The sequence below is a fragment of the Rhizobium sp. P32RR-XVIII genome (assembly GCF_012641395.1).
Classification (GTDB): Bacteria; Pseudomonadota; Alphaproteobacteria; order Rhizobiales; family Rhizobiaceae; genus Rhizobium.
This window is the reverse complement of sequence record NZ_JABAIH010000022.1, coordinates 48,104-65,147: the sequence shown is the minus strand read 5'-3', so window position 1 is coordinate 65,147 and position 17,044 is coordinate 48,104. Positions and strand designations below refer to the sequence as shown.

Here is a 17,044-nt window from a genome sequence, read left to right as displayed (position 1 = left end):
CATAAGGCATATGGATGGTCGCAGTCGCAAAGCATCACCTCCAGAGGATCGCTGGGAAGCCTTGGGCCATCGTGGTTGCGATACTCTGTGCAATCCTATTTGCACTTTTGGCAGCCGGGCGGGGTCCCGACAAAGAAACGCACGAAGCCGTACTTGCCGCGTTTCGTCTGATCGACTTGAACAATTCGGCACTTCAACGGGATGTCTTGCAAACACGGGCCGGGTTGCTCAATAACTACGATCCGCTCGACGCCTCTATGGGCGGTTTGCATGATATGCTTGGGCGATTGAAATCGCTTTTTAGGAAAACGAACCTTAACGATAACGAGAAGCTGGCAGCTCTTCTTGAGCAACTGTCCGCATCAATCGACAGAAACGAGACACTCGTCGAACAATTTAAAACGAAGAACGCACTTCTGCATAACTCTCTCAGCATCTTCAGTAAAATTCTCACCGACATATATGAACGTCCTTCGTCCGACTTGCGGGGATTGCCCGCGAATCTCGATGAACTAGGCAATTCGATGCTGCGTTTTTCGGGCGATCCCGACGCGGATCTGGCGCGACGCATCAGCATCCTGCTGCATTCAACATCGTTGGCAAATTCGACCGACAGCGTGCTCGTCTCGCGACTGACAACATTGACAGTGCATGGCCACATGATTTTGATGACCTTGCCGTCGGTGAATAATATCGTTGCCGATATTCAAACGTCGGACGCTCCGCAGCGCGCTCAAGATCTGCAAGCCGAATATCTTGAGGCTTACAGTGCGATCAACCTACGCGCCACGTGGAGCAGAATTTTTCTCGGAACAATTTCGATCATCCTCTGCATCTATATTCTGTTCCTTGTGTATCGGCTCCGTCTGCAAACGGATCGTTTGACACGCCGGCTCGACTTCGAGGATGTCATGAGCCAAATAAAAAACCGGTTCGACAACGACCCCTCGCCCGATTGCGTTGCGGCTATCCACGATACGCTGGACCTCCTCGCAGAGTTTTTCGACGCCACGCGCCACGAACTGATGATCTCCAATGTCGAGACGGGGCTGGTACAGGAAGTCTATGAGAGCCATACCAGCGGAACTGCCTTTTCGAAGACCCTCATGTCGGATTTCCTGGACGATCTACGCCGAAATAATGCCGCGCAACAGACGCCTCGGCCGCGCTTTTTCTACCGAAACTTGCAAAGCCGCGACGAACTTGCATTTACGCGAAACGCGATGAGCGCAGGTGTTGCGGTTGGAATGCAAATTTCCGCACGCTATGCCGCGATGATTATCTTCGAATACAAGGAGTCGCGGCCGAAAGCGGGCAGTGATGAGGTGGAATTGTTGCAATCCGCCATCGACCTTCTTATTCAGTGTGTCGACCGAATTCGCAAGCGGCACGAAAGAGACATCCTTGAGCATCGCCTGGAGCATGCGGAGAGGCTCCAGGCCGTGGGCACTTTGGCGGGAGGAATCGCCCACGAATTCAATAACATACTTAGCTCTATGCTTGGGTATGGCGAGATGGCATTACAGATTCTGCGGCGGCCGTCGCCGACCAGGCACTACGTCAACGAGATCGTCTCGGCCGGTGAGCGGGCGAGGCTGATCATCGACCAGATACTGACATTGAGCCGCAAGCGTGAACGCAGCAGCAGGCCTTTCGATATGGTTGAGGCCGTCTCAGACATTCTACACCTTTTGAAAATATTCCTTCCGGAAGCCCTGGAACTATCGCACCACCTTGCGGACCGCCCGGCGGTTGTCCTCGGCAACCCGATAGAGATCCAGCAGATCCTTATGAACCTCTGCAAAAATGCCTCGGAGGCGTCGCCCGATGGTGGGAAAATCGACATCGAGGTGTCGCCTGTCATAACCCGGTCCACACGACCACTTTCACACGGCATATTACCATCCGGCGGCTATATTCGCGTCAGCGTCACCGACCAGGGCGAAGGCATACCGGATTCCATTTTGCCGCATATCTTTGAACCGTTCTTTTCGACGAAGTCTCATGCCGGCGGCACCGGTCTCGGCCTTGCGGCCGTTCACGGAAACGTGGCGGCGCTTGCAGGGTATATCAATGTCGACAGCGCTGTTGGGCGAGGAACGCGCTTCGATCTGTTCTTTCCGATATGCCACCAAGCTCCTATCCCCCTGCGGCAATTCTTTCATGAAGAAAAGGTGCCCTATGGCAACGGTCAGACGGTCATCATTCTCGAGAAGCAGCAGCGACTCCTGATGATGCACGAGGAGAAACTTGCTGCTCTCGGGTACGAGCCCGTGGGATTTGTTGAGCTAAGTGGGGTTTTGGATTGGCTGAAATCGAATGACCGGCGTCCCGATCTCGTTGTTCTCGACGTTGCCTCGCTCAAAAGTACTGTAACTCTATCACAACTGGACTCGGATTTGAGCGACATTCCCTATCTCCTCATCAGCGATCGATACCGGACCGGACCGCTGAGCGAGCAGAACCTCAAACGATTAGGCGCGCTGAAAAAGCCGCTCAACTCCAAGAGCTTGGCGGACGCCATTCGCAGAAGAATCGATGCCGGTGCCGACGCACAACGACGCCGGGCCGGAAGCAGGGCCATTGGAGGATGACGCGATCTCGCGGCCTCTTTTTCCAAAGCTCAACTACGAGCCGGCCAAGCCGCTCAAATATCTCCCGCCGTTTCATTTGTAACGGAATTCTGCTCGTTTAAAGCGAGGGAGTAGCTTTCGCACGATAGCCGGCAATTCTAGCGTTATGAGAAGATAGCGAGGGCGGAGTTCTGCGCCCAAGATTTCAAAGGATGGGTTTGTGTGCGTGTCTTAATGAGAAGAAGTAGGCCGCGGCACCTGTGCCCGCAGGATTATCTGCTCCTCGGAATAGCGGCTCTGGGTGGCGCGCTGGAATTTTACGATTTCATTATTTTTGTTTTCTTCGCGGTCGTAATCGGCAAGCTCTTTTTCCCGCCGGGCGTGCCGGAGTGGCTGTTGACGATTCAGGTCTTTGGGATCTTCGGTACGGGCTATCTTGTGCGCCCGCTCGGTGGGATCATACTCGCCCATTTCGGCGATCTCTTTGGACGTAAACGCATTTTCGCATTTTCAATATTGCTCATGGCGCTCTCTACTCTCGGAATGGCGTCTCTTCCGGTATACGCATCGATCGGAGTTGCCGCGCCGGTGCTGCTCGTGATCACGCGTATTCTGCAGGGGGCGGCGATCGGAGGTGAAATCCCGGGAGCGTGGACTTTCGTCGCCGAACACGTTCCCTCCCGCCAGGTTGGATTTGGCTGCGGCGTTCTCTGTGCCGGCCTTACTTTAGGAATTCTGCTGGGAGTCTTCGTAGCCGCTCTGATCAATGAGCTCTTCACGCCGATCGATGTTGCCGCCTTTGCATGGCGTATTCCCTTCTTCATCGGGGCGGTTTTTGGGCTCATTGCGGTGTATCTACGTCGCTGGCTGCGGGAAACGCCCGTATTCTCCGAAATGGAGAAGAGCCATCGTCTTGTTCCGGAGCTTCCGCTCAAGGTGGTCTTGCGTGACTACCCGCACAGCATTGCCGTCTCTTTGCTGCTGACGTGGTTTCTTTCTGCCGGCGTCGTCGTCACAACATTGATGACTGCGACCTTCTTGCAGCAACTCTACGGATACACAGCACAACAATCTCTTCTCGCGACTGGTTTCGGCGCGCTTTTCCTTATCTTCGGCTCTGCCGCTGCCGGTGCGATTGTGGACAGAGTAGGCTCTAGAGGATTTTTTGTCGCGGGAAGCATATTCTTTGGCGCCGCAACATTCACCTTCTATAGTTTCGCGGCCGTGTCACTGCCGATTGCCCTTGCCCTTTACGCACTTATGGGACTGTCGGTCGGTGTGGTAGGCGCCGTTCCTTACGCAATGGTGCGGGCCTTTCCCGCGTGTGTACGTTTCACAGGCGTTTCTTTTTCCTATAATTTATCTTACGCCGTCTTCGGCGGCTTGACACCCGCGGCTGTGAGCTTGTTGCTGCCGCTTAATCCAATGGCGCCTGCATATTATCTTCTCTTCATCGCGGCTCTGGCGCTTGGTATCGGACTCTATCTTTGCAAGAATGGTGACGGGCTGGAGTTTCCCGCAGGTATTGAAGAGCGCGCGGCACTTGCATGTCAGCAATAGGGTTCCAACGACAGCTTGCGCAGGAAGGGCAGTCGATTTGCAAACCATGCCGTTCCCAGATCTGGCTGGGAATTTAGGAGCCTGGTTAGGCTTTGATTGCGACTGACGGGGAATGGTCGTGTTTGCAACTTAGGCGACGGCATCAGCAATAGGGGAAGAAATCTTCGGATGTTGTCGACGGAACTCCTCTCTTGGGGAGATAAAAGTCCGTAAGGCCTATGTCGCGCTGAAGGTGTGGCGTTAATCCATCAATTCTTCGCGGTTTAGAACGGAAGAAATATTCCACGATCCGGCGAGGGGTAGTCCGGAAAACCCGGCTGCGTGACTTCGACTGTCCGTCATTGGCACGCGCAATTGGTGGGTGAGTGTTGAATGGTCGAGTGGCGTTGACAGGATTCGCCATGGGTGCCTCCTTGAAAAGCTACCCAAGTGTTGCCGCTCGATGTTCTAAGATTGTTTCAGAGCCGGCCTTTTCGGCTACTTTTGTAGCGTCAAGATTTCTATTTGGTATCGAAATAGATGGACGTACAGCTCCCGTTTCATCCGAAATATAATGTCTATTTATTGTAATTAGTGGGTAATTCTCAAAGATAATTCTCCGATTGCTAAATCGGAGGCCCAGAATGTCCTATAAAAATGTGAGCACTGGCGGTGATGATGTAAAGCGGATGCTTTACCCACGCCTCATGGCAGTCAATGGTTCTTTGTTGGTGTCTCCGAATCCAGCGGATCAGCCAGCCGTAACTCAGCCAGTTGTGCTTGCGCAACGACATGATAGCGCGGCATCATTGTTACTGCGCATCATTTTCGATGGGCTGGTTCTCGCTGGGATGTCAATGTATCCAGAACTGGCCGCTCTATATGCCGACGATATGGAATAACAAGCGGTTGGTGCCGATCAGCAGATTTCGCCCGGCCTTGGTGGCTGAAATGTTTGTGGTCTGCCTCCTAGAGCAATTTCAGGAAAAGTGCGAAGCGGTTTTCCCCGGCGGGAATTACGAAAAAACAAAGAGATAGAGCGGTTCTGCGATTCCGTGAAAAGCTGAACCGCGCTAATGCCGCCTTGCGCCGCAGAAGCCCATCGACAATCGCAGGCATCCCGCAGAGCCCGGTTCGGCCGATCCAGGCCAAACGAGCCTTACGCAAAGACAACCGAAACCATGGAAAGCATGTCAATCGCAGCCTGCATCGTCTGTCGCGGTGAATTCAACACGACTTCGACCGGGTTAACCGGTAATGTCACAAGCACTCGCGTCTATTCCGGCTTCTGCCTGCCGAGCAATATCAACAAGCGTGTAGCAAGAACAACTATGCCGCGTTGGTTCTCTCCGATTCGACGTAGGGGGCCTTCTGGCGCATGCTGCTTTTGAACTGCGAGAGAATTGTTATCGTTCTTGTAAAAGGCATTGAAATACCTTCAAGCTCTCCCAACTCCATAACGGCGTTGCAAATTGCCGCCAACTCAAGTGGCAGGCCCTTTTCGTAATCCTGAAGCATCGAAGTCTTAAAATCGCCCATGCTGGCGCCCATCGCGAGAAGCGAGCTGGGATCGAGCTCCAATCGCGCGCCAAACGAAGCAGCGACCAACAAGCCTTCATCGACCAGCTTTCGGCTTACGATGGACAAAGACGGATCACCACAAACATCACGTAACGTGGCGCCGGTGACAACCGAAAGCGGATTGCTACACAAGTTGGCAACGACCTTCGTCCACAGGGCATCACGTATCCTTTCCGTGACGCGCGTGGCTATCCCGCTTTCAGCCAACAGAGCTGCAAGCCGGTCCGTTCTATCGCTGCGACGATGGTCTATCTCTCCTATGACGCAACGGAGAGGGTTTCTGGTACGGGCAACGCCGGGCGCAAGTCTTTCTGCAGTGATTGTCGTAACGGCGCCAATTACACGCTGCTCCGGCAGCAATCGCTTGAGGCGCTGACGAGGGTCGACAGCCAGAACGGTGCGGCCGGCGTGACGCCCTTCAACCCCTTGGAAATACCACCATGGAATGCCGTTAACGAACGGAACGACGAGCGTCTCAGGATGAATGAGGGGTTGTACGGCCTCGGCCAGGGATTCAAGGTCTTGCGCCTTGGCGCAAAGAAAAAGCACATCCGCGTTCTGAAGCTCGTCGGCGGTGCCGACGGTGACATGAGCCCGATGTTCTCCTTCGGCGTCCATAAGAGACAAGCCATTTTTCTTGATAGCAACGAGGCTTTCCCCTCGGGCAAGAACACTGACGGAATGCCCGCTTATTGACAGCCGTGTCGCAAGCGTGATGCCGATTGCACCGGCACCGGCAACACAGATGCGAAGCCCTTTCGCTGCCTTTTGAATCGATAATTCGGGTACGATCTCATGCATCCTGGTCTCCTTCTACGATCCAAGGCGAACTGTTGTTTCGGCTCGGTCACTGCACCACGCGTCAGGAACGCTCCTTTTGATCGTGAAACGGAAGATAGGCGCATCAGGAAACGGTCTCCCGGCGCCATCTCCGACCGATCATTCCGGCCAGCAAGGGTGAATTTTCTGTTCCGTACATTTGTCTCCCTATTTGGGAGAAGCGCACGTCTCGGAGAGCCGCCTATGTCTATCGGACACCATGGAGACGGCGCTGCCGGTATGGCTAAGCCGATTACGTTACAGGCAAGTTGCGATCGCCCATCGGATGGTTGCAATTGTAACGTTGACCGGGAATATTGAATGGATAGGGTTGCAAACTTCCTGGTTACGGGTGGCATGGCATTGATCTCCGGTGGCTGCGGAGATTGGCAATGTTCAAAGGTCGGCATTTCGAGCAGTCGGTGATTTTGTTGTGCGTGCGTTGGCATCTGGTATGACCGGCCGGAACGCATTGTTATCCACGGCAGTCACACGAACGGGAAAGCGATCATTGCATCTACCACCGCAAGCCGGCTTCAGGATCGGTCCTGCCGCCGTCTTGAACCCATTCGCATCTGGCAGAGCAAATATCTGAACAACCGCATCGAGCAGGATCATCGGCGGATCAAACGTCGCGTCAGACCAATGCTCGGGTTCAAGTCCTTCCAATCCGCAGCGGCGACATTGTCAGGCATCGAGATGGTCCACATGCTGCGCAAGCACCAACTGCTTGGTACTCACGCTGCCGGCATGTCACTTGCCGAACAGTTCGAAAATCTTGCGGGCACCCGCTGAGCAGCCCTGACAATCAGCCCACCATCAGGGCCCTTCAAATTTGCAACAAAACCCGGCAGGCCCTGACCCATTCCGGAAGTCCAGAACCTCCGAGGTTCAGTTCCATCATTTTTTCAGCTATAAAGCGGGAATCGTCCCAGGGATTTTACGGCCCGTGTCAGAGGACAACGACAACCGCCCGCCTGTTGCGCTTGAAAAGCGCGGCGTAAGCGCCGACCAGCGCATGTTCTCGCCTTCGGCTGCGCGAAATTTGGAACCGATCCTTGCGGTCCTAAAACGTGTTCTTCCGACACATGGCGTGGTGCTAGAGATTGGTTGCGGGACTGGCGAGCACGCCGTGTGTTTTGCGGAAGCGATGCCCAACCTCACTACCGGGCCAACGGTGAAGAAATCGGCAAGACGCTGTTGCGGGAAGGCTTCGCTCGAAAATGGCGCCCCGGGCATCGAAACAATTGGTGCGATTGATCGCGATGCTTTAGGCATTTGCACCTAATAGGATCGGGCCTACCAGAAATTTGTTTCAAACATTTCGGGGATGACTAACATGCCGTCATGGCAACCGTCAGTGCGGCTTACACAGGACGCATCTCGGGGACCGAGCATCCCGGCAGTTGCAGCACCCTGTCGTTCATCTTCTGCCACGTTACCACCGCAATCGTCCCCAGTAGCACTGCGCGGGTCAGAAACATCCAGGAAAGCAACATTCTAAAGCCTGTCGCGTGAATCTCTTTTCGCTCGATAGGCTTTAGGCCTGATGTGCACCTGCCCGATGCCGCGAAAATCAACCGTCCGACATGACCTCCACCGTCACCGTCAGGCCGGCGATCAGCCTAGTTCCCTCCGGAACCTTTTCAAGACGGATGCGCACCGGCACGCGCTGAGCGAGCCGTACCCAGCTGAAGGTTGGGTTGATATTGGCGAGAAGCCCTGTGCCGTCGGTGCGTTCGCGATCCTCGATGCCGGTCGCCACACTCTCGACACGGCCCTCGATCTTCTCGGGCTGCCCCATCAGGCGGATGACAACCCTGTCGCCCACATGGATGCGCGGCAGCTTCGTTTCCTCGAAATAGCCTTCCACCCTCAATGAGTCCGTATCGACGAGAGCGACTTTCGCCATGCCCGCCGTCACATAGTCGCCCGGCCGTAGGCTGAGGTTGGTGACGCTGCCGTTCACCGTCGCCCTCACCTCAGACCGGTCGAGATTGAGCTGGGCGAGATCGCGATTCGCAATCGCCTCTTGATAGGCGGCTTCGGCTTGGTCCTGGGCGGTACGCGCCTGCTCCTTCTGCTGCACGGACGCAGCTTCGCCGAGCCGTTGCTGGCGGTCGTTTTCGCGGCGAGCCTGATCGAGCGCCGCCTTGCTGCTGCCGAGCGCCGCATTGGCTTGCGCCAGCGCGATCGTGAAACGCTCGCGATCGACGTAGAAGAGAATGTCGCCCTTCTTCACATCCTGATTGTCCGTGACGACGACTTTGCTGACCAGGCCGGAGACGTCCGGGGCGATGCCGACCACATCGGCGCGAAGGCGCGCGTCACGCGTCCAGGGCTCGTACATGTAGTGACCCCAGAGATCGCGGCCAACGAATATAGCAGCGACGACGAAGACAAGCGTAACAAGGACACGAGCGGCGGTTTTGAGCGATTTCATGTGAAGTACCAGCGTGTGATGTATGAAACAGCGCCAAGCAACAGGACATAGAGGGCGAGATCGAAGAGACCGCGATGCCAGACCAGCGCATAGGCGCCGATCCAGGCAAGCCCGCGTCGGATGACGATGCTGACGACAAAGGCGAGAAGCATGAGGATGAGCAGGCGTGGAACGTAGACGCCGTAAATATCGAACTCTGCAGGCATGGCGTTACTCGGCAGCAAGTCGGAGATGGAACGTTTCTGATTCGGGCATTTGCGCGATTTCCGGCGGCGCATCGTTCGGGAACAGCGCGCGGCGGAGACCAACCAGCGCGTCGACGGCCTGGCTGCCACTTCCAGAGTCCTCGGTTAGGATCGTCCGCAGGGCATCATCGATCGATTGTCGTAACGCCTGCGGCGGATCGATCGCTTCGCCCACCTTCAGCCGGGCGCGATAGAATTCCGAGATGCCCGACAGCACGGAATCGATCGCGCTGACTGCAGGCGGGCGCAGATCGGGACGTACCTGCTGCAACATCAGCACATTGAACCCTAGGCGGACCTCGGCGTAACCGTCGACCTTCCTCAATTCCCGTTGGTCGATGGCAGCGAGTCGCGGCACCAATTGCCCCAAGCGGTCGAGGATGCGCCCGGACAGGCGCTCGTAGTCGTCATGCCGTTCGCCGGATGCCGTCTCGGCGAGGTCCTTCCATCCGGCACGAACCAGGCGGCGGGCGGCAATCTCGGCACCGAAGGGCCGCGTAACAAGGGTCCAGACAAGTGCGAAACCGACACCCCCGACAGCTGCTATCCCCTCGTTGACGAAGGTCGTGAAATCGGCGGTGTAATGATCCTGCAGCGCAATGAAGGAAGCGCTGTTGACCGCCATCAACATGGCGAGCAGGTTGAACTGCGGTTTCGGAACCAGGAGGCCGAGAAGCAGGAAGGGAGGCGCGAAGACGACCACCAGCATCTCATAGCTGTTGATGGCGGGCAGGATGCCGAAAATGTAGACGAAAGCAATGATAACGCTGACGCCGCACCAAATGAACATCGACGTGATCAAGGGCGCGGGACGATCGAATGCGGCAAAGAAAGAACAGGCAACGGCCGCCAGCGTAACGAAACCGGCACCGTTTGCCCAACCCGTCCAGATCCAGAACATGCACGCGGCGAAGGTGCCGACGACGACCGTGCCGGCGGCAAACGCCAAAAGACCGTAATCGTAATGTCTGGCAGGGCCGACCACGCCATGGTGGCGGAAGACGTATCGCCATGGACCGAAGTGCCGGCCGCTGACGATTTCGTCGCGCAGCGTCAGGCAATCCTGCCAGAGATCCACGATCTCCTTCAGGCGCGTGAGTGCGCTGGACAGGACCAGATCATTCCATTCAAGGGATCGATTGCGCTCTTGCAGGCGCGCGATTTCGCGGTTGAGGCCGTCGGCTGTCTCGTTCGAGCAACTGCCTCCCTGCTTCAGCCAGTCAGCGGCCGCGTTCAGCACCGATACGAGATCTTTCGGCAGGCCGCCGCCCTGCATCTTCAGCGCATGCAAGCGGTCGGCAAGCGAGGAGAACAATGGGAGAAGCATCAGCATCCGGCCGCGCAGCTCCCGGGAATGGCGCACGATATCCCTCGTTCCGGCATCATAACCGAGCTGGCTGATGATGAGGTCGAGTCCAGTGACGTCGGCCGCCAGCTTCTGGCGCTTGAGCGGCGTCGCGGGAGTGGCCCCCTCGCCCCGCAAGATTTCGTCGGCCCAGGTGCCGGCGTCGTCGAGCCAGGAAGAGATACGCGGACCAAGCACCGTACCGACGCTGGTCGGAAAGACGACGGCACTGACGACGCTCGCGCAAACGATACCGATGATGATCTCCTCGGAGCGGGCGAGCGCGGTGTCGAAAATCGTTTCCGGAGATCCGACTGTGGGCAGGGCGATCAGCGGCAGGGAATAGCCGGCGAGCATGAAGACATAGCTGCGCGACGAGCGATCAAGCATCGAGATAAAAAGCAGCGTGCCGGTCCATAGCGCGACGACCAAACTCAGCAATACAGGTGCGTTCACGAAGAGCGGCACGAAGAGCACGGCGGCGGCGGCGCCGATCAGAGTGCCCAGCGCACGGAAAAGACCCTTGGAGCTGGTGGCGCCGGCAAGCGGATTGGCGACGACGTAGACGGCCGCCATTGCCCAGTAGGGCCGAGGCAGGTCAAGCGACAGCGCAATGAAGAGCGCAGCCATCGATGCCAGAAAGGCCTTGCCGGAGAATAGCCAGTCGCGCCAGGTTGGGAAGGTCACGATGCCGCCTCGATCTGCTGATTGAAAGCCGCAACCTGCAGCGTATCGATATCCTCGAATGCCTTCAACACACGATTGGCCGCTTCAATGTCGGCCTTGTCGACCCTGGCGAGAATTCTGCCGCGCAGTTCGTCGAGAACGTCTTCCATGTGAGCGGCCAGCTTCTCACCCTCTTCGGTCAGCCACAGACCTTTCGCACGGCGGTCAGTCGGATCGTCCCTGCGCACGACCAGTCCGAGATTTTCGAGCTGATCCAGCAGCCGCACGAGCGAAGGCCCTTCGATACCGACATAGTTTGCCAGGACGACCTGCCGCACGCCGCCGCCGAGGCGGCCAATCCATATCAGGGGTTGGGCGCAGGCCTCAGAAATGCCATGCGAGCTCAAAACCTGATCGACCGCCTTTCGCCACCGGCGACCGGTCGACAGAAGATTTGTAGTGAAGTTTCTTTGGAGCGAGTTGAGTGATTGCATAAATACATATTGCATTAAAATAGTTAGGATTCAAATTATTTTTTAATGCTGACTGTCGCAGCGGTTCCGTTGCGACCTTGACCTTCCCGGCCATTTCACTCGCAATCTCCTCGAGGCTCGGTCCAATGAGCCTGCAGGGGCCGCACCATGCAGCCCAGAAATCGACTACGACGGGGATGTCGGATTCGAGAACTTCCGATTCGAAGTTATTGGTATCGATTTTTACACTCGCAACAGAGGTCATGAACTTGCTCCTTGATTTGGTCGCTGCCCAACATGAGGGCGCGCAAGGCGCCCTCCGTCGCTCTGATCAAGCGACAGCCGGGAAGTCGACGGTCGTGTCGTTGATGCGGTTGAAGACGTTGGTGAAGATCGTCACCGAGATGGCAAGGCTGATTTCGACGAGCTGTTCGTCAGTGTAGCCAGCCGCCCTGATCGCATTGAATTCGTCTTCGGAGATCGTTCCGCTGGTCTTCTGCAGGTTGCGCACGAAGCGCACCAGCGCATCGCGCTTTGCGTCGCCGGTCGGTTCACCGGCGCGCATCAGCTTGAGGACGTCAGGCTTCAGGCCAGTCAGCTTGCCCAGCATGGTATGGGCAGCCACACAGTAATCGCAGCCGGCTTGTTCGCTGACGATCAGCTTGATGGTTTCGAGATCCTGCTTGCCGAGCGTGCCCTTGGCAAGGACGGCGTCGGCATCGAGGATCGACTTCAGCGCGGTCGGGCCGAGCGAACCGATGGCGGCGAAGGTGTTCGGCACGCCGCCGGCGGCCTTCTTGATCTGGGCGAAGAGGTCAGCGGTTTCGCCGGTTGCTGCGGAAACAGCGGGGGTGGAAATACGAGAGGTCATTGGCTCACTCCTTGGATTGAAATCGTCTTCACGGGAGCGAACCTAAGACGCCTGAGTGAGGCTGTTAATGTTTCCAGACCTCAATAATATGCTAATTCGTCTCACGTCACGGTTTGACGGACCAGCAAGCCTTCGCTTGAAGATGAGGAAACAGCACTGGGAATGGCTCATTCCGGGTCCGCGCAAAACCTGACGTCTGAGATCCTGGCTATGCCGAACGAATGCCTGAAGGATCCCGCCTTCGGCAAAGCCTTTTGCATTTCGGAAATCGTGCTGCGGTCACCAGATTGGTGGGGCGGCGACGCCGCAGGTTTCCGAAACGTTTTGGGTTGACTCCCAAAACGTTTCGGAAGAATCTTTCTCCAGTTCGGAGGACGATCTTTGGCCAATCTCAAGCAGCTTGCGCAGTCGCTCGGACTGTCGATCACCACCGTCTCTCGTGCGCTTGACGGTTATTCCGACGTCTCCGCAGCCACTAGGCAGAGAGTGCGTGACGCCGCTGAGAAAGCAGGCTACCGACCGAACGCTTCTGCCCGCAGGTTGCGCAAACAGCGCGCCGAACTCGTCGCCATCACCTTGCCAAGCGATCCCGGCCACATTGGTCCGCCTCACTTCCTCGACATGCTCTCCGGCTGTGCTGAACATCTCGCGACTGCCGGCCTCAATCTCGTAATCGCACCTGTGCCGCGCGGCGAGAGCGAACTCGAAATCTGCCGCCGCTTCGTCGACGGCCGCCGTGTAGACGCCATGTTGCTGGTCCGCACCAAGCGGCGCGACGAGCGGGTCGAGTTTCTGCAGTCGCGCGGCATTCCCTTTGTCACCAACGGCCGCACAGAAAGCATCGTGCCTCATCCCTATATCGACGGCGACGGCTTTTCCGGCTTTTTTGCTGCTACCCGGCGTTTTCAGGCCGCCAGCCACTGCCGCATCGGCCACATTGCTGGCCCGCAGGAATATTACTTCGCGCATGTGCGCCGCATGGGTTGGAAGGCGGCAATGGACGAGGCCGGCCTGGAAGCCGATCTCTGTGCCGAGGGCGCGCCGACCGAACAGGGCGGTTATCTCGCCGCGCTTGAGCTCTTGCGCCAGCCCTCGCGCCCAACTGCTCTCATCTGCGCCACGGACGAGATGGCGATGGGCGCATTGCGGGCGCTCCGCGAAATCGACGGCGGCAGCGAAATCAGCATCGTGGGTCATGATGACCTGCCGATGAGTGCTTATACGAGCCCCTCGCTCTCGACCATGCGGATGACAGGCAAGAACCTGGGCGCAAGCTTTGCATCTCTCCTGCTTCGCGCCATCGCCGGCGAGCCAGCCGAACAACTCCAGGAACTTCACCCGCTCGAATTCGTCGATCGCGACAGCCATCGCCGCCCGCTGAAGGCGGCATGAAAAAGCAGTGCATTGCAGATAGAGAACAATAAGGAGGAGAAAATGAAACATCTCATGTCATTCGGAATTCTGGCTTCCACGATGCTGGCTTTCGCCTCGCCGGTGCTCGCCCAGACCGTCTTCGTGTCCACGCAGCTTCGGCCGATTGAAGAGGCGACGGTGGTGCGCGAAGAACTCTTGAAGGATGCCGGCGACGTCGACTACGTGGTCGAGGAGCCGCCGCAGTTCGCGGTGCGCATGCAGGCGGAAAGTCAGGCCGGCAAGCACACCGTCAGCCTCGTCGGTGCGCTGCACGGTGAGCTTTCGCCGCTAGCCGACAAGGGGCAGCTCGAGCCGCTCGATGATCTCGCCAAGAAACTGGCTGCCGGCGGCATGCCGCAATCGGTTCTCGATCTCGGCAAGCTAGGCAAGTCCACCCAGCAATATATCCCCTGGATGCAGGCAACCTATGTAATGGCTGCCAAGAAGGAAGCTCTGCAATATCTGCCAGCCGGCGCGGACGTAAACGCACTCACCTACGACCAGCTCATCGCCTGGGGCAAAAGCATGCAGGAAGCCACCGGCCAGCCGCAGATCGGCTTCCCGGCCGGTCCGAAGGGCCTGATGGCACGTTACTTCCAGGGCTATTTCTACCCGTCCTTCACCGGGGGCGTCGTACGCACCTTCAAGAATGCCGATGCCGCCGCCGGATGGGAAAAGCTCAAAGAACTCTGGACCTACGTGAACCCAAACTCGACCAGCTACGACTTCATGCAGGAGCCGCTGGCTGCCGGTGAAGTCATGGTCGCCTGGGATCACATCGCCCGCCTGAAGACCGCGATCTCCGCCTCGCCGGACGACTACGTGGTGTTCCCGGCCCCGGCTGGCCCGAAGGGCCGCGGCTACATGCCGGTTCTCGCCGGCCTGGCGATCCCGAAGGGCGCGCCGGATAAGGATGGCGCCACCAAGGTCATCGAAACGCTGACGACCCCGCAGACCCAGCTTCTGACGGCTTCCAAGGTCGGCTTCTTCCCGACGCTGAACGTTCAGCTACCGCCGGATCTCGACAAGGGCGTGGCGCTTCTCGCCGGCGCGGTCACCGCCACCCAGGCCTCAAAGGATGCCGTGATCTCCCTGCTCCCGGTCGGCCTCGGCGACAAGGGCGGCGAGTTCAACAAGGTCTATATGGACTCGTTCCAGCGCATCGTTCTCCAGAACGAACCGGTCGCCGATGTCCTGAAAACCCAAGGCGAAACCATGGCCAAGCTGATGAGCGACACCAAGGCTCCCTGCTGGGCTCCGGACGCCAAGAGCGATGGCGCTTGCCCGGTCGAATAATCTTCCCGCGGGTGTCCGGGCGCAAATGCCCGGGCACTCCTTCTGCAAACCTGCTTTCCGAGGCGGGAGCCCATGACCCAAAATCGACCCTGGATCCCTTATCTGCTGATCCTGCCCTCCGTCGTCTTCCTAGCGCTCCTCTTCATCGTGCCGCTGGTGCAGACGATCTGGCTGTCCGTATCGGATAATGGTGCGCCGTCACTCGCCAACATGCAGCGCATGGTGACCGACATCAATTTCGGCCGCTCGGTCAAGAACACGTTCCTGCTGACGATCGCGGTCGTGCCAGTGCAGCTCGCTATCGCGATTGCCATGGGAACGATGGTCGCCAAGATCGGACGCGGGCGCGAGACGATCCTGTGGATCTGGACGATTCCACTCGGCATTTCCGATCTGGCGGCCGGCCTCGTCTGGCTGTCGATCCTACAGAATACCGGCTATTTCAATTCGCTGCTTTTCAGCCTCGGCGTCATCAGCCGGCAGGCGAGCTGGCTCTCCTACCAGACGCCGGTCGCACTTTTCATCGCCATCGCCGTCGCCGAAATCTGGCGCGGCACGGCGATCGTCATGGTCATTATCGTCGCCGGCCTCAACCAGGTGCCGAAGGAATTCAAGGAAGCCGCCGAGATCTTCGGTGCCGGTCCCTGGACGCGCTTCTGGAAGATCACCCTGCCGCTCATCCGTCCAGCGCTGCAATCGGCGCTCATCCTGCGCACCGTGCTCGCCTTCGAGGTCTTCGCGGTCGTCTATGCGCTCGGCGGGCGCAATTTCCCCGTCCTCGTCGGCGAGGCCTACAACTGGCAGAACCAGAACCAGAACTATGGCGTCGCGGCGGCTTACGCCGTGCTCATCATGGTCATCTCGCTCGCCGCAACCCTTATCTATCTCAAGGCCATAAAGGTCGATCCGGAGCGCCTGCCATGAGCTCGACATCAACGATCTCGCAAGCTTCGGCCGCGAACTCTGCTGGCTTCGTTTCCTCCCGCCGCTGGCTGCTGTGGAGCGGTATAGCCGCACTCTGCGCCTGGGTACTGGTGCCGATCTATCTCGTGGCGCTCGGCGCCCTCGGGGGCCGTCAGGGCGTCTATCTCTGGCCAAAGACCGGGCTGCCGACCGGCATTTCGCTGGAGCCATTCATCCTGTTCCTGAAGACGGAAGGTGTCGTCCAGTCCTTCCTCAATTCGCTTGGTGCGGCGGCCATCACCGTCGCCCTATCGATCCTGCTCGGCGCACCGGCCGGTTACGCGCTTGCCCGTTATAACTTCTGGGGCAAGGATAGCTATCGGCTGCTGGTTCTGCTCACCCGCGCCTTCCCGCTGGCGATCCTGGCGCTGCCGCTCACCGTCTCCTTCATCAGGCTCGGCCTCTACGACACGATCGTCGGCGTCGGGCTGATCCATACGGTGCTAGCGCTGCCTTTCGCAGTACTCGTAACGCAAGGCATTTTCCTCGGCGTACCACGGGAACTGGAGGAGGCCGCCTGGGTGTTCGGTTGCACCCGCATCCAGGCCTTCTTCAAGGTCGTGGCGCCGCTGGCACTGCCCGGCATCGTCGCGACCGCCGTCTTCGCCTTCGTCATCTCCTGGAACGAGGTCTTCGCCGCCTCGGTGCTCACGGTTCGCAATCGCACGCTAACGGCCTACCTGCTGACGGTGCTATCCGAAAGCCCGATGCACTACCGCTTTGCCGGCGGCCTGATGCTCATCCTTCCCTCGGTTGTCTTCATCTTCGCGGTCAGACGTTACCTTTTCGCGATCTGGGGCATTTCCTCCAAATAACG

The 17,044-nt window shown here is 58.0% G+C and carries 15 protein-coding genes and 1 pseudogene; 9 read left to right on the top strand and 7 right to left on the bottom strand.

The genetic code is table 11. The annotated features are described in order from the left end of the window. Positions 1-14 precede the first annotated feature (14 nt). The 3 genes from HGP14_RS31300 (at position 15) to HGP14_RS31290 (ending at position 5,014) form a co-directional block, all read left to right on the top strand. Positions 15-2,594, top strand: a complete 2,580-nt coding sequence (locus HGP14_RS31300) for a two-component system VirA-like sensor kinase (protein WP_168833720.1) — start codon at positions 15-17, stop codon at positions 2,592-2,594. Between the two features lie 213 nt (positions 2,595-2,807). After that, on the top strand, positions 2,808-4,133 hold the full coding sequence (locus HGP14_RS31295; RefSeq protein WP_168833724.1) for an MFS transporter: 1,326 nt from the start codon (positions 2,808-2,810) through the stop codon (positions 4,131-4,133). 623 nt (positions 4,134-4,756) lie between these two features. Next, positions 4,757-5,014 (top strand): hypothetical protein, encoded by a 258-nt coding sequence (locus HGP14_RS31290; RefSeq protein ID WP_168833719.1) that lies wholly within the window; start codon positions 4,757-4,759, stop codon positions 5,012-5,014. 427 nt (positions 5,015-5,441) lie between these two features. Here HGP14_RS31290 and HGP14_RS31285 read toward each other — a convergent pair whose 3' ends face one another. Continuing rightward, entirely contained in the window at positions 5,442-6,494 is a 1,053-nt protein-coding gene (locus HGP14_RS31285) for a ketopantoate reductase family protein (RefSeq protein ID WP_168833718.1), read from the bottom strand. 579 nt (positions 6,495-7,073) lie between these two features. Between HGP14_RS31285 and HGP14_RS31280 the strand changes: the two are divergent. Next, positions 7,074-7,307, top strand: a pseudogene (locus HGP14_RS31280) (DDE-type integrase/transposase/recombinase); the annotation flags it as partial. Between the two features lie 154 nt (positions 7,308-7,461). Further along, positions 7,462-7,800, top strand: a complete 339-nt coding sequence (locus tag HGP14_RS31275) for a DUF938 domain-containing protein (RefSeq protein ID WP_312862234.1) — start codon at positions 7,462-7,464, stop codon at positions 7,798-7,800. 288 nt (positions 7,801-8,088) lie between these two features. On the opposite strand, the gene HGP14_RS31270 is transcribed toward HGP14_RS31275, so the two are convergent. From HGP14_RS31270 to HGP14_RS31245, 6 genes are all read right to left on the bottom strand, one after another. Next, positions 8,089-8,955, bottom strand: coding sequence for an HlyD family secretion protein (locus HGP14_RS31270; RefSeq protein ID WP_168833717.1), 867 nt, complete (start codon positions 8,953-8,955; stop codon positions 8,089-8,091). Beyond that, positions 8,952-9,161, bottom strand: a complete 210-nt coding sequence (locus HGP14_RS31265; protein ID WP_168833716.1) for a DUF1656 domain-containing protein — start codon at positions 9,159-9,161, stop codon at positions 8,952-8,954. Before HGP14_RS31265 ends, HGP14_RS31270 begins: the two co-directional genes overlap by 4 nt. 4 nt (positions 9,162-9,165) lie before the next feature. Further along, positions 9,166-11,232 (bottom strand): FUSC family protein, encoded by a 2,067-nt coding sequence (locus HGP14_RS31260; protein ID WP_168833715.1) that lies wholly within the window; start codon positions 11,230-11,232, stop codon positions 9,166-9,168. Further along, complete coding sequence (locus HGP14_RS31255) at positions 11,229-11,705, bottom strand: MarR family winged helix-turn-helix transcriptional regulator (RefSeq protein ID WP_168833714.1); 477 nt, start codon at positions 11,703-11,705, stop codon at positions 11,229-11,231. The genes HGP14_RS31260 and HGP14_RS31255 overlap by 4 nt, the downstream gene beginning before the upstream one ends. Beyond that, the gene (locus HGP14_RS36560; RefSeq protein WP_168833713.1) at positions 11,596-11,949 is read right to left on the bottom strand and encodes a thioredoxin domain-containing protein; all 354 of its coding nucleotides are present in this window, start codon (positions 11,947-11,949) and stop codon (positions 11,596-11,598) included. Before HGP14_RS36560 ends, HGP14_RS31255 begins: the two co-directional genes overlap by 110 nt. A 66-nt stretch (positions 11,950-12,015) precedes the next feature. Beyond that, on the bottom strand, positions 12,016-12,555 hold the full coding sequence (locus HGP14_RS31245) for a carboxymuconolactone decarboxylase family protein (RefSeq protein WP_168833712.1): 540 nt from the start codon (positions 12,553-12,555) through the stop codon (positions 12,016-12,018). Between the two features lie 381 nt (positions 12,556-12,936). Here HGP14_RS31245 and HGP14_RS31240 point away from each other — a divergent pair, with 381 nt between their 5' ends. From HGP14_RS31240 to HGP14_RS31225, 4 genes are all read left to right on the top strand, one after another. Continuing rightward, a complete protein-coding gene (locus HGP14_RS31240; protein WP_168833711.1) occupies positions 12,937-13,947 on the top strand; it encodes a LacI family DNA-binding transcriptional regulator in 1,011 nt (336 codons plus the stop codon). 42 nt (positions 13,948-13,989) lie between these two features. Beyond that, the gene (locus HGP14_RS31235) at positions 13,990-15,264 is read left to right on the top strand and encodes an ABC transporter substrate-binding protein (RefSeq protein ID WP_168833710.1); all 1,275 of its coding nucleotides are present in this window, start codon (positions 13,990-13,992) and stop codon (positions 15,262-15,264) included. 72 nt (positions 15,265-15,336) lie between these two features. Then, the gene (locus HGP14_RS31230) at positions 15,337-16,188 is read left to right on the top strand and encodes a carbohydrate ABC transporter permease (protein ID WP_168833709.1); all 852 of its coding nucleotides are present in this window, start codon (positions 15,337-15,339) and stop codon (positions 16,186-16,188) included. Further along, entirely contained in the window at positions 16,185-17,042 is an 858-nt protein-coding gene (locus HGP14_RS31225) for a carbohydrate ABC transporter permease (protein WP_168833708.1), read from the top strand. Before HGP14_RS31230 ends, HGP14_RS31225 begins: the two co-directional genes overlap by 4 nt. Positions 17,043-17,044: the final 2 nt, after the last annotated feature.